Consider the following 14,746-nt stretch of genomic DNA (forward strand, 5'->3'; position numbering starts at 1 on the left):
TGGTAGTACCATATATCACTCTGAATGCCCGTATAGTCAAGCAGATAATGGTACTTTCCAAAAGAAAATGTAATGTCAGCTCCTGGACTCTGGAAGCGACATTGCAACCGCATAAGCGACCGTTGCGGTGACTGCATTTCCGGCCTGTTTATAAAGCTGTGCATCGGAGTTGACGGCAGAGGCACGGTCAAAAAGCTCATCAGAAAATCCCTGTAAACGGAAGCACTCCCTCGGAGTCAGCCGTCTGATGCGGCCGCCCCTCATGAGCGTTCCCATCTGCCCGGAACAGTCCAATGTCTGGGAGCATCCTTTTCCGACCCTTCCCCTTCTTGTCTCACTGTCCGGGTAGGCAAGGTTGATACCGTCCCCTTCCCGTGCCACTTCATATCCTGCCTTTGTAGCATTTTTTACTTTGACGGAATCCACCTTTTCACAGACATACACACCGTGCCTGTCCTGAGAGGTCAGGGTGAACATCGGCTCTCCGTCCTCTTTCATCCTTCTTCCGTTCTGCCGTTTCTCCATCCGCTCCGGTGTAAGCACCGGGTGGACTTCCAACACGGCTGAGTTCATGGCGGTATGGTTGGTCATCCCGGCTGTGTACCTCGCTGTCAGGCATCTTGCCGTATCCGTGATCTTCGGATCATGGTTGCTCTGGTCGATGAAGTAAAGACCCGTCTTGGCCCCGACACCGCCCGCATTCCCCACAAGGGTTGCGGAAATGCCGTCCGTCCCATAAACACGGTAGCCCTGCATACCTCCTATAAGCTGGTTAAGAGCTGCTGCGTTTTCTCCGGTGAGAGGTAATATTTCTCGTCTACCTCTGCTTCTAAGATTTGCGATAATGAACACACGCTCACGGTTCTGCGGGACTCCGAAGTTTTTGGAGTTAAGCACCTGCCACCGACAGTCATACCCTGCTTCGTCCATTTCAGACAGAACTGAGGCAAAATCGAATCCTGCATTGATCGATAACAGGTTCTTAACGTTCTCAACAAGTAGGTATGAGGGTTTAGCACTTTCCTCTTTGCCTTTGAGGAGGTCAATAATGTTGTAATATATTCCACTTCTTTTTCCGACCAGTCCCCGCTGTTTTCCGGCAACGGAGATGTCCTGGCATGGGAATCCGAAGCACCAGATGTCTGCATAAGGGACATCTTCGGGTTTGAGTTTTGTGACATCATGAGCTTTCCACTCTCCTTCCGTATCATACATTGCCTCATATGAGGCTCTTGCAAATTTATCATATTCACAGTACCCGATGCATTTATGACCGGCAGTTTCAAGACCGAGCCTGAAGCCGCCGATGCCGGAACATAGATCAAGGAAGGTCATCTGTTTCATTATACTGCCCTCCCCTGCATAATTGCTGATATGAAATTTTCATATCGTCACGGATGACAAATACATCCGCATCCGAACCGCACTGTTCAATGTAGCGGTTTACGATCACATCCACAAACTTCTCATCCAGTTCGATGCCGTAGCAGATACGGTGTGTCTGCTCACAGGCGATCAGCGTAGAGCCGGAACCAAGGAACGGATCAAGCACGATGCAGTTGCTCATGCAGGAGTTCTGGATTGGATATGCCATAAGCGCCACAGGCTTCATGGTCGGATGGTCCTTGCTTGCCTTCGGACGGTCATATTCCCAGATGGTGGTCTGCTTCCTGTCGGAATACCACTGGTGCTTCCCGCCTTTCTTCCATCCGAACAGACACGGCTCGTGCTGCCACTGGTACGGGCTTCTTCCAAGAACCAGTGCGTTCTTCTTCCAGATGCAGCACCCGGAAAGGTAAAATCCGGCATCCTTGAATGCCTTTCTGAAATTCAGCCCCTCTGTATCCGCATGGAATACATAAATGGAAGCATCCTGTTCCATTGACTGCTCCATATTTACAAATGCAGCAAACAGGAACTTATAGAAATCCTCATCCGGCATGTTGTCGTTTTTGATCTTACCGGCCGTCTCCTCAACATTTACATTGTATGGCGGATCCGTCAGGACAAGATTTGCCTTCTGTCCATCCATCAGCTTATCGTAAGTCTCCGGCAGAATGGAATCACCGCAGATGACACGGTGCTTCCCAAGCAGCCATACATCTCCTGTCTTTGCCACGGTCGGTTTTGCAAGCTCCGCTTCCACATCAAAATCATCCTCCGTGATCTTCTTATCATGCACGGAATTAAAAAGCTGTTCGATCTCCGGCGGTTCAAAACCCGTAATGCCGACATCGAAATCCGAATCCTCAAGGTCTTTGATAAGGTCAGCCAGGAGTTCCTTGTTCCATTCGCCCGTAATTTTATTAAGGGCAACATTGAGTGCCTTTTCCTTGGTCTTGTCAATATCGACCACGATACACTCCACTTCCGTGTACCCGAGGTCTGCAAGGACCGTGGCTCTCTGGTGTCCTCCGATAATGGTCATGTCTGAGTTGATAATGATCGGCTCGACATAACCAAACTCTTTAATGGAGTTCTTGATTTTTTCATATTCCTTATCACCCGGTTTTAACTTCTTCCTCGGATTATAGGAAGCCGGGATAAGGTCTGCTATTTTATAACTCTGAAACTGCATCTTCCATATCCTCCTCTGCTAAAAATCTGTGCCGGAAATAACATTCACGGCCGCAGTATTTTCTGTTCTTGTTTCCATAGGAAATGAAAGGCTTCCCGCACTGCTCACATACAAGCGTGTAGGAAGCCTTCTCGCTTTTCTTCACTGCTTCCGGGTGTGCCTTCCACCATTCCCTTCTGCATTTTTCACAGCAGAACCTTCTCGGTCTGCCTGTCTTCGGCTGCGTGATCGGATTACCGCAGAAGTGGCACACCTCTTTACCGTCCACCATGAGTTTCATATTTTTTGAAACCACCGTGGCGTATCCGGCAAGGTTATGTCTCTTGCAGTAATTCCTTACGATGTCACGGGACAGTCCGATTGCCATTCCTATGGCTTTATATCCCATCCCCTTCATCCGCATCTCATTGATCTGCTTTGCCTGTGCGTCCGTCATCCTTTCCACTCTCCTTCCGGCACACAAAAAAAGACCGGAAAAACAATGTTTTTACACTGTTTTCCAGTCTTAAATAATGCTTTTTTCCTGATTTTCCGGCAAAAGGAAATACCCCTTTTTGCCGTGTTTTAAGTACATTCTGCGAAAATTACCATACCCTTTTTATATCCCCCCTGTTTAATTCTGCGAAAATTCACGCAAAGGGGGCCATCGGTCTTCAGCGGCTCAGCCTGTAGAGATTCAGATACCCCCACGGTCTTCCGTCAGAACCGATACTCTGGATTGTTATCTTCGTTCCATGTCTTTTTATCATGACAGGACTTGCAAAGGCTCTGCCAGTTCTTCTCGTCCCAGAACAGGACGGGATCACCACGATGCGGTCTGATATGATCGACCACGGTTGCTGTCACTGCATGGCCTTCCTTTAAACACTGAACACACAAAGGATGTGCCTTCAGGTATCTTGCCCTTGCCTTCTGCCACTGCCTGTTATAACCACGCTTGCTGCTGCTCGCCCTGTCACCACGGTGCAGTGCTTCATGCTCCTCGCAGTACAGTCCGTCTGTCAGCTTCGGACATCCGGGATGTCTGCACGGCTTCTTTGGTTTCATCGGCATCCGCCATTCCTCCCTTCTATGTACACGGGCGGTGTGAAAGGATTGGAAAGACACCGCCTTATGGCAACATAAAAAGGAGCGTTTCCGCTCCCTTTCTTTTTTGCCATCTTAATCATAGCAGATGTAAATTAAAAAGTCAGTACACCCTTAGTACACCTTTAGTGCACCTCTAGTACACCATCCAATCATCATGTTTCTCGCTTTCCACAAAGTATTTATAACCATGATCCTTAAGAATTTTTTTAATTGCTTTTTCTAAACGTTCTTGGTCATTTGATGCCGTATACTTGATGCACTCTAAACTGATACCATTCTGCTCGCAATATTGTCTTTTTCTCTCATCATACTTTATCTGCCGATTAAATCTATCTGATGCAATACTGTTATCCTCTGCCACATAAGTTCCAAATTCATCATAATAACCCTTTTTATAATGATGTGGTCCCTGTAGTTCTATAGCCAAATCAATGATTGGATTTCCATCTTTATCAGCAGATTTAGATAATACAAAATCAAACCGAAGCCCTCTGCCCGAATCACCTACTAAGCCATCAAAAGATTTTTCCCTGATATAAGTAATTCCTAACTGATCCAATATATCCATTGTTTTTGCTTCAAAAGATGATACCTCGTGACAACTGCAGCATTTACCCAAATAATAACCTCTGTCCTCATCATAAAGGATTTTTATGTTAGATGAAAGTATATCCTCTTCTTTTCCACAGATTTGACAAACACATGCATATTTCTTTGCAATTGTTATTATAGGTTTTCCATACCCCGATTTATCCAACGATAAATGCTGTGGATCTATACACTCTTTTATAAAATAGCTGTCCCAATACTGATTCGAAAAATCTCTTTTATACGAAGAATCATAGTGAACTACTGCCTCAAAATCATCATATCTGTGCTTTTCTTCATATTGTTCCTGCTCTTTTCTCCTTCGCTCTTGTTCAGCTTCATCTCGTTCCTTATCATATCGGAATGATAACCGACAGCTCTTTTTTTCTGTTTCCATTATCTGCCTTGAAAAGATACTGCATTCCTGTTCATATTTTTTATTATATGGTTGTTTAGCTGCAATACTCTTTTCTATGTCATCATATTCATCCAGTATTTTTTGTAGATATGACACCATCGGTGTCAGTGACTTCTTTCTGTACCACTGTGCCCACGAATTTGCAAAACTAATGGCATCTTCGTTTTCCAGATTCTTTATAAATCTATGTTTTGGTGCAGTCATATCCGCCACCATAGCAGCTATTTTTTCTCTGCCATATTTTTTTACAAGTTTTTCTTTATCATCATACGAATATTTTCTGTCCAATTCGGGTCTTTGTTTTGGAAACGCTAACCCATTCGGAACTAAATAATCATTGCCGTAATTTCTTTCGTAATGATACTTCTCCTTACAACTGTCACAGAAAATCTCAACTGCCGTATCATTCTCTTTTTCCTGTCCCCAGTCATTTGACAAATATATTCTGTAAAATTGCAAATAGCCTTTTCCACAAGCACATTTTGCACTATATGGTTTTCTGTAATCTTCTTCATATGACATAGAACATCACTTCCTTCCCAAGTCCACAAACATATAAAAACATATTAAGATTTTACCATAACCCAAACAAAAAAGACAGCCGTCTGACTGCCTTAATTGTACTCTGCATATGCACCTATCTGTATCTGAAGTGCCACGGTGATCTGTTCCATGACCACGTCATCCAGCACTTCCCCGATTCTTTCTCCGAGCCTTGTTTTATCAAGGGTTTCCACCTGTTCCGCCAGTGCCATGCTCGGTTTATTCAGACCGCTGCTTTTCTTCAGCGGGATCTGCACATGGGTCGGAAGATACTTCTTTTTCCACACCCTTGCCGAAAGCGGAATGACCGTAACCACAGGTGAATGCTTATTTGCCTTATTATTGCTTACTACCAATGCCGGACGCACACCGCCCTGTTCGCTTCCGGCCTTCTCTCCGAAATCCACATAATAAATATCTCCACGCTTACACATAAAAACCTCCTATCCGAGGACAAAGGCTTCCACCTGTCTGTCCCTCAGTTCATACTGTTTATCCAGTTCCTTCAATGCTGCTTTCCTGTATTTCCCGATCATCGTATGGCTCACATGGTATCTTTCCATCATGATGTCCCATGTCATGTCCTCATCCAGAAGATCCGTGATAATGCTTCTATGTCTTTCATCCAGTCCGTTCACTGCATGCTCGAAAAAATCCAGTTCTTCTTTCAGGAACATATATCTGTGGAAAAGGAAATCGTACCACTCGTCATTTTCCCGTTCCATTGCCGCCTTATACTTGATTGCTATGTTTGCCGTTTTATCGGAAAGAGTGCTCGTCTGCACCCTTTCCCCGTCCTGATGGGAATAAAGCATGGAATCGATCATGTCCTGTTCGCTCACTCCCTGAAACTGACGGAGCTGGAACTCAGTCACGGTCAGTTCCTTTTTCATGTTCTTATATTCCTTCATCATTACTTCTGCCGTCATCCGTCATACCTCCAATCCTTGCCTTTACTGCTTCTATCATTGCATTCTGTGTAGTATCCTTTTTTTCAATTGCCCGGAGGATATCTTCATCGACCGTTCCTTCTGTCACCAGATGCTCTATGATGACCGTGTGTTTCTGTCCCTGTCTGTAAAGTCTGGCATTTAACTGCTGATACAGTTCAAGGGACCATGTAAGCGAGAACCACACGATGGTCGAACCGCCTTCCTGAAGATTCAGTCCGTGTCCTGCCGATGCCGGATGGATCAGTGCCACCGGGATTTTCCCTTCATTCCAGTCCTCGATGTCCTTCTTGGTATTGATATCCCTTGCCGGAAACCGTTTTAATATCCTCTCCCTGTCATGCTTGAACCAGTATGCAACCAGAAGCGGTTTCCCGTTTGCCGATTCAATCAGGTCTTCCAGTGCATCCAGTTTTCTGTCATGGATATTACGGACATTGCCGGATTCATCATAGACCGCACCGTTTGCCATCTGCTGGAGCTTGTTGCTTAAGGCTGCTGCATTTACCGCATCGATGTCCTGTCCTTCCCCGTATTCGAGGATCATTTCATCTGCCATCCTGTCATAAAGCCCCTGTTCGGATTCCGACATGGAAACGGACACCCGGTTGCTCACGCATTCCGGCATATCAAGATAATCCACGGCTTTCATGGAAATGCTGATATCGGAAATCAGTTCATATATTTTTTCTTCTGCCCCTTCCCTCGGTTTATAGGAAAAAATGATCTCACGATTCCGCTTATCCGGCAGAAAGAACCTGTCACGGTAGCCGCCGATATATCTTCCAAGCCTCTGCCCCATATCAAGGATTCCGATCTCTGCCCATAAGTCCATGAGGTTTCCCGGTGTTCCCGTAAGCCCGACCACACGTTTTGCCATCGGCCTTACTTTTTTCAGGTCTTTGAACCTCTGTGCCTTCGGGGACTTGAAGCTCGACAGTTCATCAATGATGACCATGTCAAAATCAAAAAATATGTTTTTTGTCATCCAAGAAACATTGTCCCTTCCGATGATCGTCACATCGGCTCCTGACAGAAGTGCTTCCTTTCTCTGCTCTGCAGTTCCCATTGCCACGGCAAATGTCATGCCGTAAAGATGCTCCCACTTTTTTATCTCTGCCGGCCATGTGGTCTCTGCCACACGCTTCGGTGCTATCACCAAGATCCGTCTTACTTCAAAATAGTCAAACAGCAGAAGCCACAGTGCCGTAAGCGTGATGACCGTTTTGCCAAGTCCCATATCAAGGATAAGGCAGCTCACGGGATGTTCGATTATAAAATCTGTTGCATACTGCTGATAATCATGTGCTTTGTATTTCATCAAGGATACCTCCGATCTGTTCGATATTATCAACTACATAAACGGGAAAGCCTAACCTCTCAAGCATCCTCTTTCTCTTTAGCTGAAGCGGCCTCGGCTTCTTCCCCGGTGCTTTCAGTTCCACGAATGCCATTTTCCCGTCCGGCATCAGGACGATGCGGTCAGGCACTCCATTCATACCGGGTGATACGAACTTCAGTGCCATGCCTTTCCGCTTTTTTGCTTCTTCTCTCAAATGTCTCTCTACTGTACTTTCTAGCAAAACCAGATACCTCCTTTGCCGATTGCGGTTGCCATATGCCTTTAACTCCTATACGCGCATATATACATGAATTGCTCTTTTTATCTTTATTTTTAATTCTCAACTGGATTTAATGGGAAACTGGGAAACTAAGAACCGCAACCCCTTATTTTCCAAGGTGTCAGCACGGTTTCCGACTACCGTTGCCCATCTGCATCTGGGAAACCCCGGAAACCGCCTAACGGGTTTCCTCTGGTTTCTCATCCATCCGCACAAAAGTCTTCTGCACTCCGTAAAGGGGGACTTTGGTCTTGCCCGTGGTATTGGAATCATACTTCTTCCATCCCCCGATCTTGTTTAAGATGCCTTCAATCTCATAGGAATCCGCCTTCTTTAAGTTCTGGCGCTCTTTGCCGAAGCACTCCACCCAGATCTCCATGATGCACACACGCTCACGCATGACCGTTCCTTTTACACCGACCGTCTCGAACTCTCCTCCGCCAAGGAATGCCCTTCTCTGGTAAATATCCATTGATGCCCAGTTATCCGGCAGCAGTCTGTCAAGGTAGTCCTGCACGATGCCCTCACGGTCATCCGACTCCATTGCCTCCTGCTGCATCTTGTACGCTTCCTCTGCCTCCGCACCTTTTAAGAACAGCTCCTCGCCTTCGTTATACAGATGGATTGCTTCTGCCCAGATCTGGTCGACACAGTCAAGCTCCCACGGGTGGTGTTTTCCTGTCCCCGGCACATGCACGGGCCAGAATCTTCTGTTTCCTGTCACGTCACGCAGGAATCCGCCCTCGGAGTTGGTGCTTCCCACGATGATGCACTTTCTCGGATGGGACTCTACATTGACTCCGTATGCCTGACGGAACTTATCATCCTGACGGGTGACAAAGGACTTTACTACCTCGACTTCCGTCTTGCGGATGCCGTTCATCTCACTGATCTCAAGTATCCAGTTTCCGAGCAGCTTCTCGGCAGCAGTCTTATCCCTCATATCCGAAATGGATAAGGAGTCCGAGAACCACTGCTTTCCAAGGATGGCAAAGAAGGTGGATTTTCCCATTCCCTGCGGACCGTTCAGCACGAGGATGGAGTCGAACTTTACTCCCGGCTTATAGATACGTGCTACCGCAGCCACCAGTGTCTTGCGGATGACCGCCCTTGTGTACGGTGAATCTTTCGCACCGAAATAGTCGATGAGCAGTGTATTGATACGCTCCTGTCCGTCCCAGTGAAGCGTTGCGAAATAATCCTTGATCGGATGGTAGAGCCTGTCGGATGACACTACGGCAAGCAGTGCATCCTTAAACTTGGTCGGTGACCAGATCCCGTACACCCTCTCGAAATACACTTTTGCATTTGCAAGGTCAGAGTCATTCCATCCGGGCTTTACCTGTTTCCACGGAAGCGGACCGATGACATCAATGGTATCCTTGAACTCGTTGTATACGATGTTCTTGAAATTCTCATCATTGCGGATGATCAGTGCAATGTTCTGCAGTGTATCCTTGATATTTCCCCTGCGGTCAAGTGCCAGCTTGTTCTGCCAGTCCTCATCCGTCTCTGCGGAAAATTCCTGTACCGCCAGCTCCTGTCTTTCCCTGGCAAGCGTGTTCTTCACTTCTTCATCTGCAGAAGCAAAATCCTGCATGGCTTTGAAAGACGGGAGTTTTCCAGGCTCTGTCCCTTCGGCTGCCCTTGCATCCTTGTCTCCGAATTTATGAAGCCTTACCACATCAAACGCATTCATCAGCTTTCCGCAGCATGGGTCCGTTGCATGGTGGCTGTATACGAACAGGTCATCATAGACCACGACTCCGGCAGCAGAGTCCGCCGGGATATAGTCATATCTTCCGGGGATCGCCCTTGAATGCCTGTACACATCCGGGATGAATTTGTCGATTGCCTGTGTCACCGTGTATGTGCGGTTGAAGGCCCCGATCAGCCCGTCCTTGGAAAGCGGGTCAGCCTGTTTTTTGATATCCCTCTGCACAATAGATGACTGACGGTTGCTCACCGGCCATGCTGATACATCATGCCAGTCCTTATAACGGGACAGCACTTCATCGGGATCGACTTCGTTCCCTTCGATCTCCTGAAACATATACTCTCCGTCACTAGAAGTGCTAGGCCAGTACATGAGTCTTGATGGTTCATAGGTGGAATCATCAAACAGTTCGATTCCGATATCCGATGCAAGCATACGGCTGACCGCCCCGTACTCATCAGGTGTCACATCCCTTGTCAGGAATATGATGATACGCAGTCTCGGCTTCTCCGGCGTATGCTTATGTGTGGAATACACCACCATCTTCATGTCAAAGAACATTTCCAGTTCATCAATGATGCCCTGTGTTCCGTAATCCATATCAAGCGTGATGGCGGATCTGGAGATTACACAGTCCTTCTTCCTTCGTCCGCCCTTCAGCTTTCCAAGGACGAATCCTCCGACATCCTTGATATTGTCCTGCTGCCCTTTCGGCATCTTCCTGTACTGCTCCATTGTTTCCGCAGTATATTTTGTCTTGGACAGACGGCTGACAAAATCTTCATATGTCATATCCGTACAGTTAAACTTTTTGTCCATTCTTGAGTTTCCAATTGATACAAACATGTTTCTGCCTCCTAATCTTTCTTGTAAAACGGACTTTCAAATCCGGCAGCCTTAAGCGGAAGCCCCTCACACCAGTCAGGGCATACCGCCATGATTCCATTTACTTCTTCCACCGAGGATGTCCCCTCCGGCACTTCAAGCACCACTTCATCATGAATGTGGCACACAATATCAAATCCCTTCTTTTCCAGACAGAGCATCGCCTCTGCCAGTACATCCCTTGCGGTTGCCTGAACGATATTCTCACAGAATTTCGCACCGTAAGATTCGATTCTCGTCCACTTGCGGTTCGTGCCGATTCCTTCATAGCTGACGCTCTCCGAACCGAATCGGTTCACGGTCATCCTCGGTCTTACATAGGACAGCACCCTTCCTGACGGCAGTGCGATCTTTAACATCCCAGACTGGTAATATACCGTCACCCTTCCGACCGTGGTCATCTTCCGCTCCTTCACGGCTGCCTTTACCGCACCATCAATTTCATACCAGTAATTCACGATGTGCGGATTTGCTGTCCGCCACGACTGTACCAGCCCCTTCAGTTCCTCTTCTTCCACAAAATTTAATGCTCCCATGCTGACGAGCGCACCTTCCGCACCGCCATACTGACAGGCAAGCGATGCCACCTTTCCCCTTGCACGGTACGGGCTTCCTTTTGTGATCTCTTCGATCGGGATATGGAACATCTTGGATGCCGTCTGCTCATAGATCTTTCCTGCACCACGGAACTCCTCCATGACCCATCCTTCTCCGGCAAGGTATCCCATGACCCTCGCCTCGATTGCCGAAAAATCGCTGACGATGAATCTGCATCCTGGCTTTGCAACAAATGCGGTACGGATCAGTTCCGACAGCACATCCGGTGTGGAATCATACAAAAGCTCCACCAGGTCATATCTGCCTTCTTTTACGATGGAACGTGCCAGTTCCAGATCTTCCATATGGTTCTGCGGAAGGTTGTGGATCTGTACGAGTCTGCCGGCCCATCGTCCTGTACGGTTGGCCCCGTAAAACTGTAATAATCCATGCACCCTTCCATCCGGGCAGACAGAGCGTTCCATTGCCTCATATTTCTTTACCGAGGTTTTTGACATGGAAAGCCTGAGCTTCATCATCTCGGATATTTCCCCTTCCGTTTTCTCCACCAGTTCTTCTACTGCAGCCTTGGCAAGGGAATCCACCTCGATGCCTTTTTCATTCAGCCATTCCTTAAGCTGTGATACACTGTTCGGGTTTTCCAGTCCTGATATCTCATATGCCCTCTTGGATGCTGCTTCCTTATATAAAAGGTCACACGTCACTGCATGGCTGATTAGTTCACGGTCAACCATGATTCCACGGTCATTGATTCTCTGGTCCATGCAGTAAAGCTCCTGTTCCCTGTCTGGTATCGGGAATTTCGCCAGCTTGTTTCTGATCTGTTTTTCTACATCCACGTCACGGATGCAGTATGTCTTGAACAGCTCCCACTTCTCAGGAGCATCGGACGGAAGGTTTCTTGTCCTTCCCCCGTTTGCCTTGGTAGGCTTGCACGGCATACAGAAATATCGGATGAGGTCTTTGCCTTCTGACATTTTCTTCTTATCAAGATTCAGTGCTTCGCCCACGCCTTCCAGTGACAGCGGAAGCGACAGCATGGATGCCTGAACTGCCGTGCATCTCCATCCTTCCGGCTTTAAGGAAAGCCCGAAGAAGCGGTTGATACAGTTACGCTCAAAGGCAGCATTGAAAGCTGTTTTTACCACGGAATCATCCATAAGGCATTCCATGATCTCATCCGGCATCGTCTGCCCGGATGCAAGGTCAATGATCCTTGTCGGTTCGTCATTCAGACTGTAAGCAAATAAAAGGATCTCGAACTGCTCCGATGCTGCATATCTATGTACCCCGCAGTCCGGGAGCGATACATCTGAGTAAGTTTCAATATCAATTGCAAGTGTGTCCATAAGCCTGTCCCTCCACTCTTTTCTTTATTCTGTTGATCCCCGTTCTTGCTGCTGCCATATTGCCGGACTTCATCTGTCCCTTGATGGTGCGGTATGTGTTATACGGGATATACTTTTTTATGCTGTTAAGCTCCTTCATCAGTTCTTCCATAAAATAACATCTCCTTTATGTACACGGACGGTGGAAACCACCGCCCGGTTTAAAACTGCCGTTGTGCTCCTATGAGAGGAAATCATCCTCTGCATCTACTGCCTCGAACTCATCCTTGGCATTAGCTCTGGAACCGAGAGGCTCTCCATCCCTTAACTTCTGTACATTTCCAAGTCCTGCCGCGATACCCTTATTTCCGTTGCTGTTGTAAGCATAGAAAGTAATGGATACCCTTCCGTAGCAGCCGGAATATACCTCGCTCTGGTCAAGGATCGGCTGCACCTGTCTGTCCACGATCTGAGGGGCCTGTTTGCTGTTGGCATTCAGGAACATGCTATCCGCATACGCCTCGTCTTCAGGTCTGTCGATGTCACCGTCTCTGAGCGGAGTCTTCAGGTTCGCCGGGATCTTACCGCCCCACTTGCCTTTTCCCTCATCCTTGGCGATCTCAATTGCCTTCTTGATCTTGGCGATGGTTTCCTTATCCTCTTTGTCGATGATACAGGATACGGAATACTTCGGTTCGCTTCCGTTGATGGAATCCGGCTCCCACAGGTGCGCATAGCTAAGTCTGCAAGGTACGATTACTTTTGTTAAATTTGCTGTTGTCATAATTTAGTCCTCCTTAAAATCCGCTTCTGCGGTTGCTGTTTTAACTGCTTCTCTTTTATCTGAATCCGGCACCAGTGTGACCTTGCCGTCAGGCTTGTACACCAGTGAACCAAGGATCTCATTAAATTTCTTTTTGCCCATCAGCCTTTCCATCTCGGTAATGCCGATCAGGCTCTTTTTATAGATGTCCGTGTATCCGGCTTTCTGTGCTGCCTCGGCCACTTCATCTTCATCCGTATATTTACGGTTGCTTCTTCCCAGAACGAGTTTGTATCCGGGCCATTCCTTATGGTTGACCACCGCTTCATTCTGTGCGTAGGTGTAAACTTCTTCTGCCCATTTCTTCAGGGCATCTGCCTTGGAAAGAACCTCTGCAATTTCCTCATCTGACATAAGGGCCGGCTCGGCAAATTCCATCTGGGCAAGTTTCAGATATTCCTCTGCCCTTGCACGGCATGTAAATCTTGCCTTGCAGAATCGGCAGTGGTCTCCGGCTTTAAACTCTCCCTCTCCGGCAAGAGCCTTTGCTGCTCCCGGTTCAAGAACGTCTTTTCCCCATACAAGCAGCTCTTCTGCCGATATCTCCCAAGTGGAAAAATGTTCGATCCTCGGCTGGACGATGGTAAGCTCAACCGTGTCGATCTCATATAAGAAACCGAGCATGTCCAGAACTCCCAGTCCATAGATCATAAGCTGGACATTCTGTTCTGCATCGACCACCACGCCCTTGCCGAGCTTCAGATCGATAATGTGTATCTTATGGGAATCGACCACCACCATATCTGCAGTACCGAAGCAGTCCCTGATTCTGTGTGCAAGACTGACCTTCAGCTCCACTCCGATGAACGGGTCATCACAGTCCTTTCTTGCCTGTTCGATCTGGCCGATGTTATATTCCACGTAATCATCCACGGCTTCGAGCAGTTCATCCGAATAATAATCAGATACAGGTCTTTTAGTCCTTTTCTTCAGATACTTATTGATGAGGTACTCCGCCATCGCATGCCCGGCACTCCCTTCTGCTGCGAAGGGAGATTCTTCGTCCGGGAACTGCTCCTCCAACAGTAACGATGGAGGGCATTCCAGACGTCTTTTACCGGACGATGGGGAGAACCTTGCATGTCCGCCCATTAGAGCACCTGCGCTTTCTCATACAGTTCCGGCAGTTTCTCATCAGGAACATCTGACAGCTTCTGGAATCCGAACTGCTCGATCAGGTTCTTTACCTCCGAGGTCTTTCCTGATCTGGACTTGTCCGCAAGGAAGGCACGGACTGTCTTTCTGTCAACGGCTGTCTCCTTCGGTGCAGCTTCTTCCTTCGGTGTATCTGCCACAGGAGTTTCCTTCTTTTCAGCCTTCTTCACAGGCTTCTCCTCTTTCTTTGGTGTATCTTTCTGTGCTGCAACCATCTTTCTGATTCCGGCAGCAATCTGCTCGTAGCCCTCGGCCACTAATAACAATGCCTCACTCATGGCGTTCTCTCCTTTCAAATGCGTGCCAGCTTCACATCACCTGTATACACATCGATCTTGTTTACGCTGGACTTGTACTTTCCCCAGTCCATCAGAATATGGAACGGGTACTCCTTTACTACGGTTGCTTTTTTCGTTTTCTTTCCTGCAGTGACCATAAGACGTTCACCCGGATACAGTCCGTAACGGACATTAACTACTGACATGGCGGACC

Annotated in this window: 16 protein-coding genes; all 16 read right to left on the reverse strand. The window is 47.5% G+C overall.

The window, feature by feature from the left end; translation table 11 throughout:
• Window positions 1–75: 75 nt before the first annotated feature.
• Window positions 76–1,344: a DNA (cytosine-5-)-methyltransferase gene (dcm, locus tag NQ488_09500; protein UWN94813.1), complete on the reverse strand. Its 1,269-nt coding sequence runs from the start codon at window positions 1,342–1,344 to the stop codon at window positions 76–78.
• The gene (locus tag NQ488_09505; GenBank protein ID UWN94814.1) at window positions 1,322–2,578 is read right to left on the reverse strand and encodes a site-specific DNA-methyltransferase; all 1,257 of its coding nucleotides are present in this window, start codon (window positions 2,576–2,578) and stop codon (window positions 1,322–1,324) included. Before NQ488_09505 ends, dcm begins: the two co-directional genes overlap by 23 nt.
• On the reverse strand, window positions 2,559–3,014 hold the full coding sequence (locus NQ488_09510) for an RNA polymerase subunit sigma-70 (protein UWN94815.1): 456 nt from the start codon (window positions 3,012–3,014) through the stop codon (window positions 2,559–2,561). Before NQ488_09510 ends, NQ488_09505 begins: the two co-directional genes overlap by 20 nt.
• 263 nt (window positions 3,015–3,277) lie before the next feature.
• Window positions 3,278–3,631: an HNH endonuclease gene (locus NQ488_09515; protein UWN94816.1), complete on the reverse strand. Its 354-nt coding sequence runs from the start codon at window positions 3,629–3,631 to the stop codon at window positions 3,278–3,280.
• Window positions 3,632–3,800: 169 nt separating this feature from the next.
• Complete coding sequence (locus NQ488_09520) at window positions 3,801–5,195, reverse strand: hypothetical protein (protein UWN94817.1); 1,395 nt, start codon at window positions 5,193–5,195, stop codon at window positions 3,801–3,803.
• Between the two features lie 92 nt (window positions 5,196–5,287).
• Window positions 5,288–5,650: a type II toxin-antitoxin system PemK/MazF family toxin gene (locus NQ488_09525; protein UWN94818.1), complete on the reverse strand. Its 363-nt coding sequence runs from the start codon at window positions 5,648–5,650 to the stop codon at window positions 5,288–5,290.
• Window positions 5,651–5,659: 9 nt separating this feature from the next.
• Window positions 5,660–6,145, reverse strand: a complete 486-nt coding sequence (locus tag NQ488_09530) for a hypothetical protein (GenBank protein ID UWN94819.1) — start codon at window positions 6,143–6,145, stop codon at window positions 5,660–5,662.
• Entirely contained in the window at window positions 6,114–7,487 is a 1,374-nt protein-coding gene (locus NQ488_09535) for a DEAD/DEAH box helicase (GenBank protein ID UWN94820.1), read from the reverse strand. Before NQ488_09535 ends, NQ488_09530 begins: the two co-directional genes overlap by 32 nt.
• Window positions 7,468–7,749 carry a VRR-NUC domain-containing protein gene (locus tag NQ488_09540; GenBank protein ID UWN94821.1) on the reverse strand — a complete coding sequence of 94 codons (282 nt, stop codon included), beginning with the start codon at window positions 7,747–7,749 and terminating at the stop codon, window positions 7,468–7,470. Before NQ488_09540 ends, NQ488_09535 begins: the two co-directional genes overlap by 20 nt.
• A gap of 217 nt (window positions 7,750–7,966) precedes the next feature.
• A complete protein-coding gene (locus NQ488_09545; protein UWN94822.1) occupies window positions 7,967–10,351 on the reverse strand; it encodes a virulence-associated E family protein in 2,385 nt (794 codons plus the stop codon).
• 11 nt (window positions 10,352–10,362) lie between these two features.
• Window positions 10,363–12,297, reverse strand: a complete 1,935-nt coding sequence (locus NQ488_09550; GenBank protein ID UWN94823.1) for a DNA polymerase — start codon at window positions 12,295–12,297, stop codon at window positions 10,363–10,365.
• Window positions 12,278–12,448, reverse strand: coding sequence for a hypothetical protein (locus NQ488_09555; protein UWN94824.1), 171 nt, complete (start codon window positions 12,446–12,448; stop codon window positions 12,278–12,280). Before NQ488_09555 ends, NQ488_09550 begins: the two co-directional genes overlap by 20 nt.
• 69 nt (window positions 12,449–12,517) lie before the next feature.
• Entirely contained in the window at window positions 12,518–13,060 is a 543-nt protein-coding gene (locus NQ488_09560; protein UWN94825.1) for a DUF2815 family protein, read from the reverse strand.
• A gap of 3 nt (window positions 13,061–13,063) precedes the next feature.
• On the reverse strand, window positions 13,064–14,191 hold the full coding sequence (locus NQ488_09565; GenBank protein ID UWN94826.1) for a DUF2800 domain-containing protein: 1,128 nt from the start codon (window positions 14,189–14,191) through the stop codon (window positions 13,064–13,066).
• On the reverse strand, window positions 14,191–14,532 hold the full coding sequence (locus tag NQ488_09570) for a hypothetical protein (protein ID UWN94827.1): 342 nt from the start codon (window positions 14,530–14,532) through the stop codon (window positions 14,191–14,193). Before NQ488_09570 ends, NQ488_09565 begins: the two co-directional genes overlap by 1 nt.
• Before the next feature lie 14 nt (window positions 14,533–14,546).
• Window positions 14,547–14,738 (reverse strand): hypothetical protein, encoded by a 192-nt coding sequence (locus tag NQ488_09575; protein UWN94828.1) that lies wholly within the window; start codon window positions 14,736–14,738, stop codon window positions 14,547–14,549.
• Window positions 14,739–14,746: the final 8 nt, after the last annotated feature.

This window comes from [Bacteroides] pectinophilus (assembly GCA_025146925.1).
Taxonomy (GTDB): Bacteria; Bacillota; Clostridia; order Lachnospirales; family Lachnospiraceae; genus Bacteroides_F; species Bacteroides_F pectinophilus.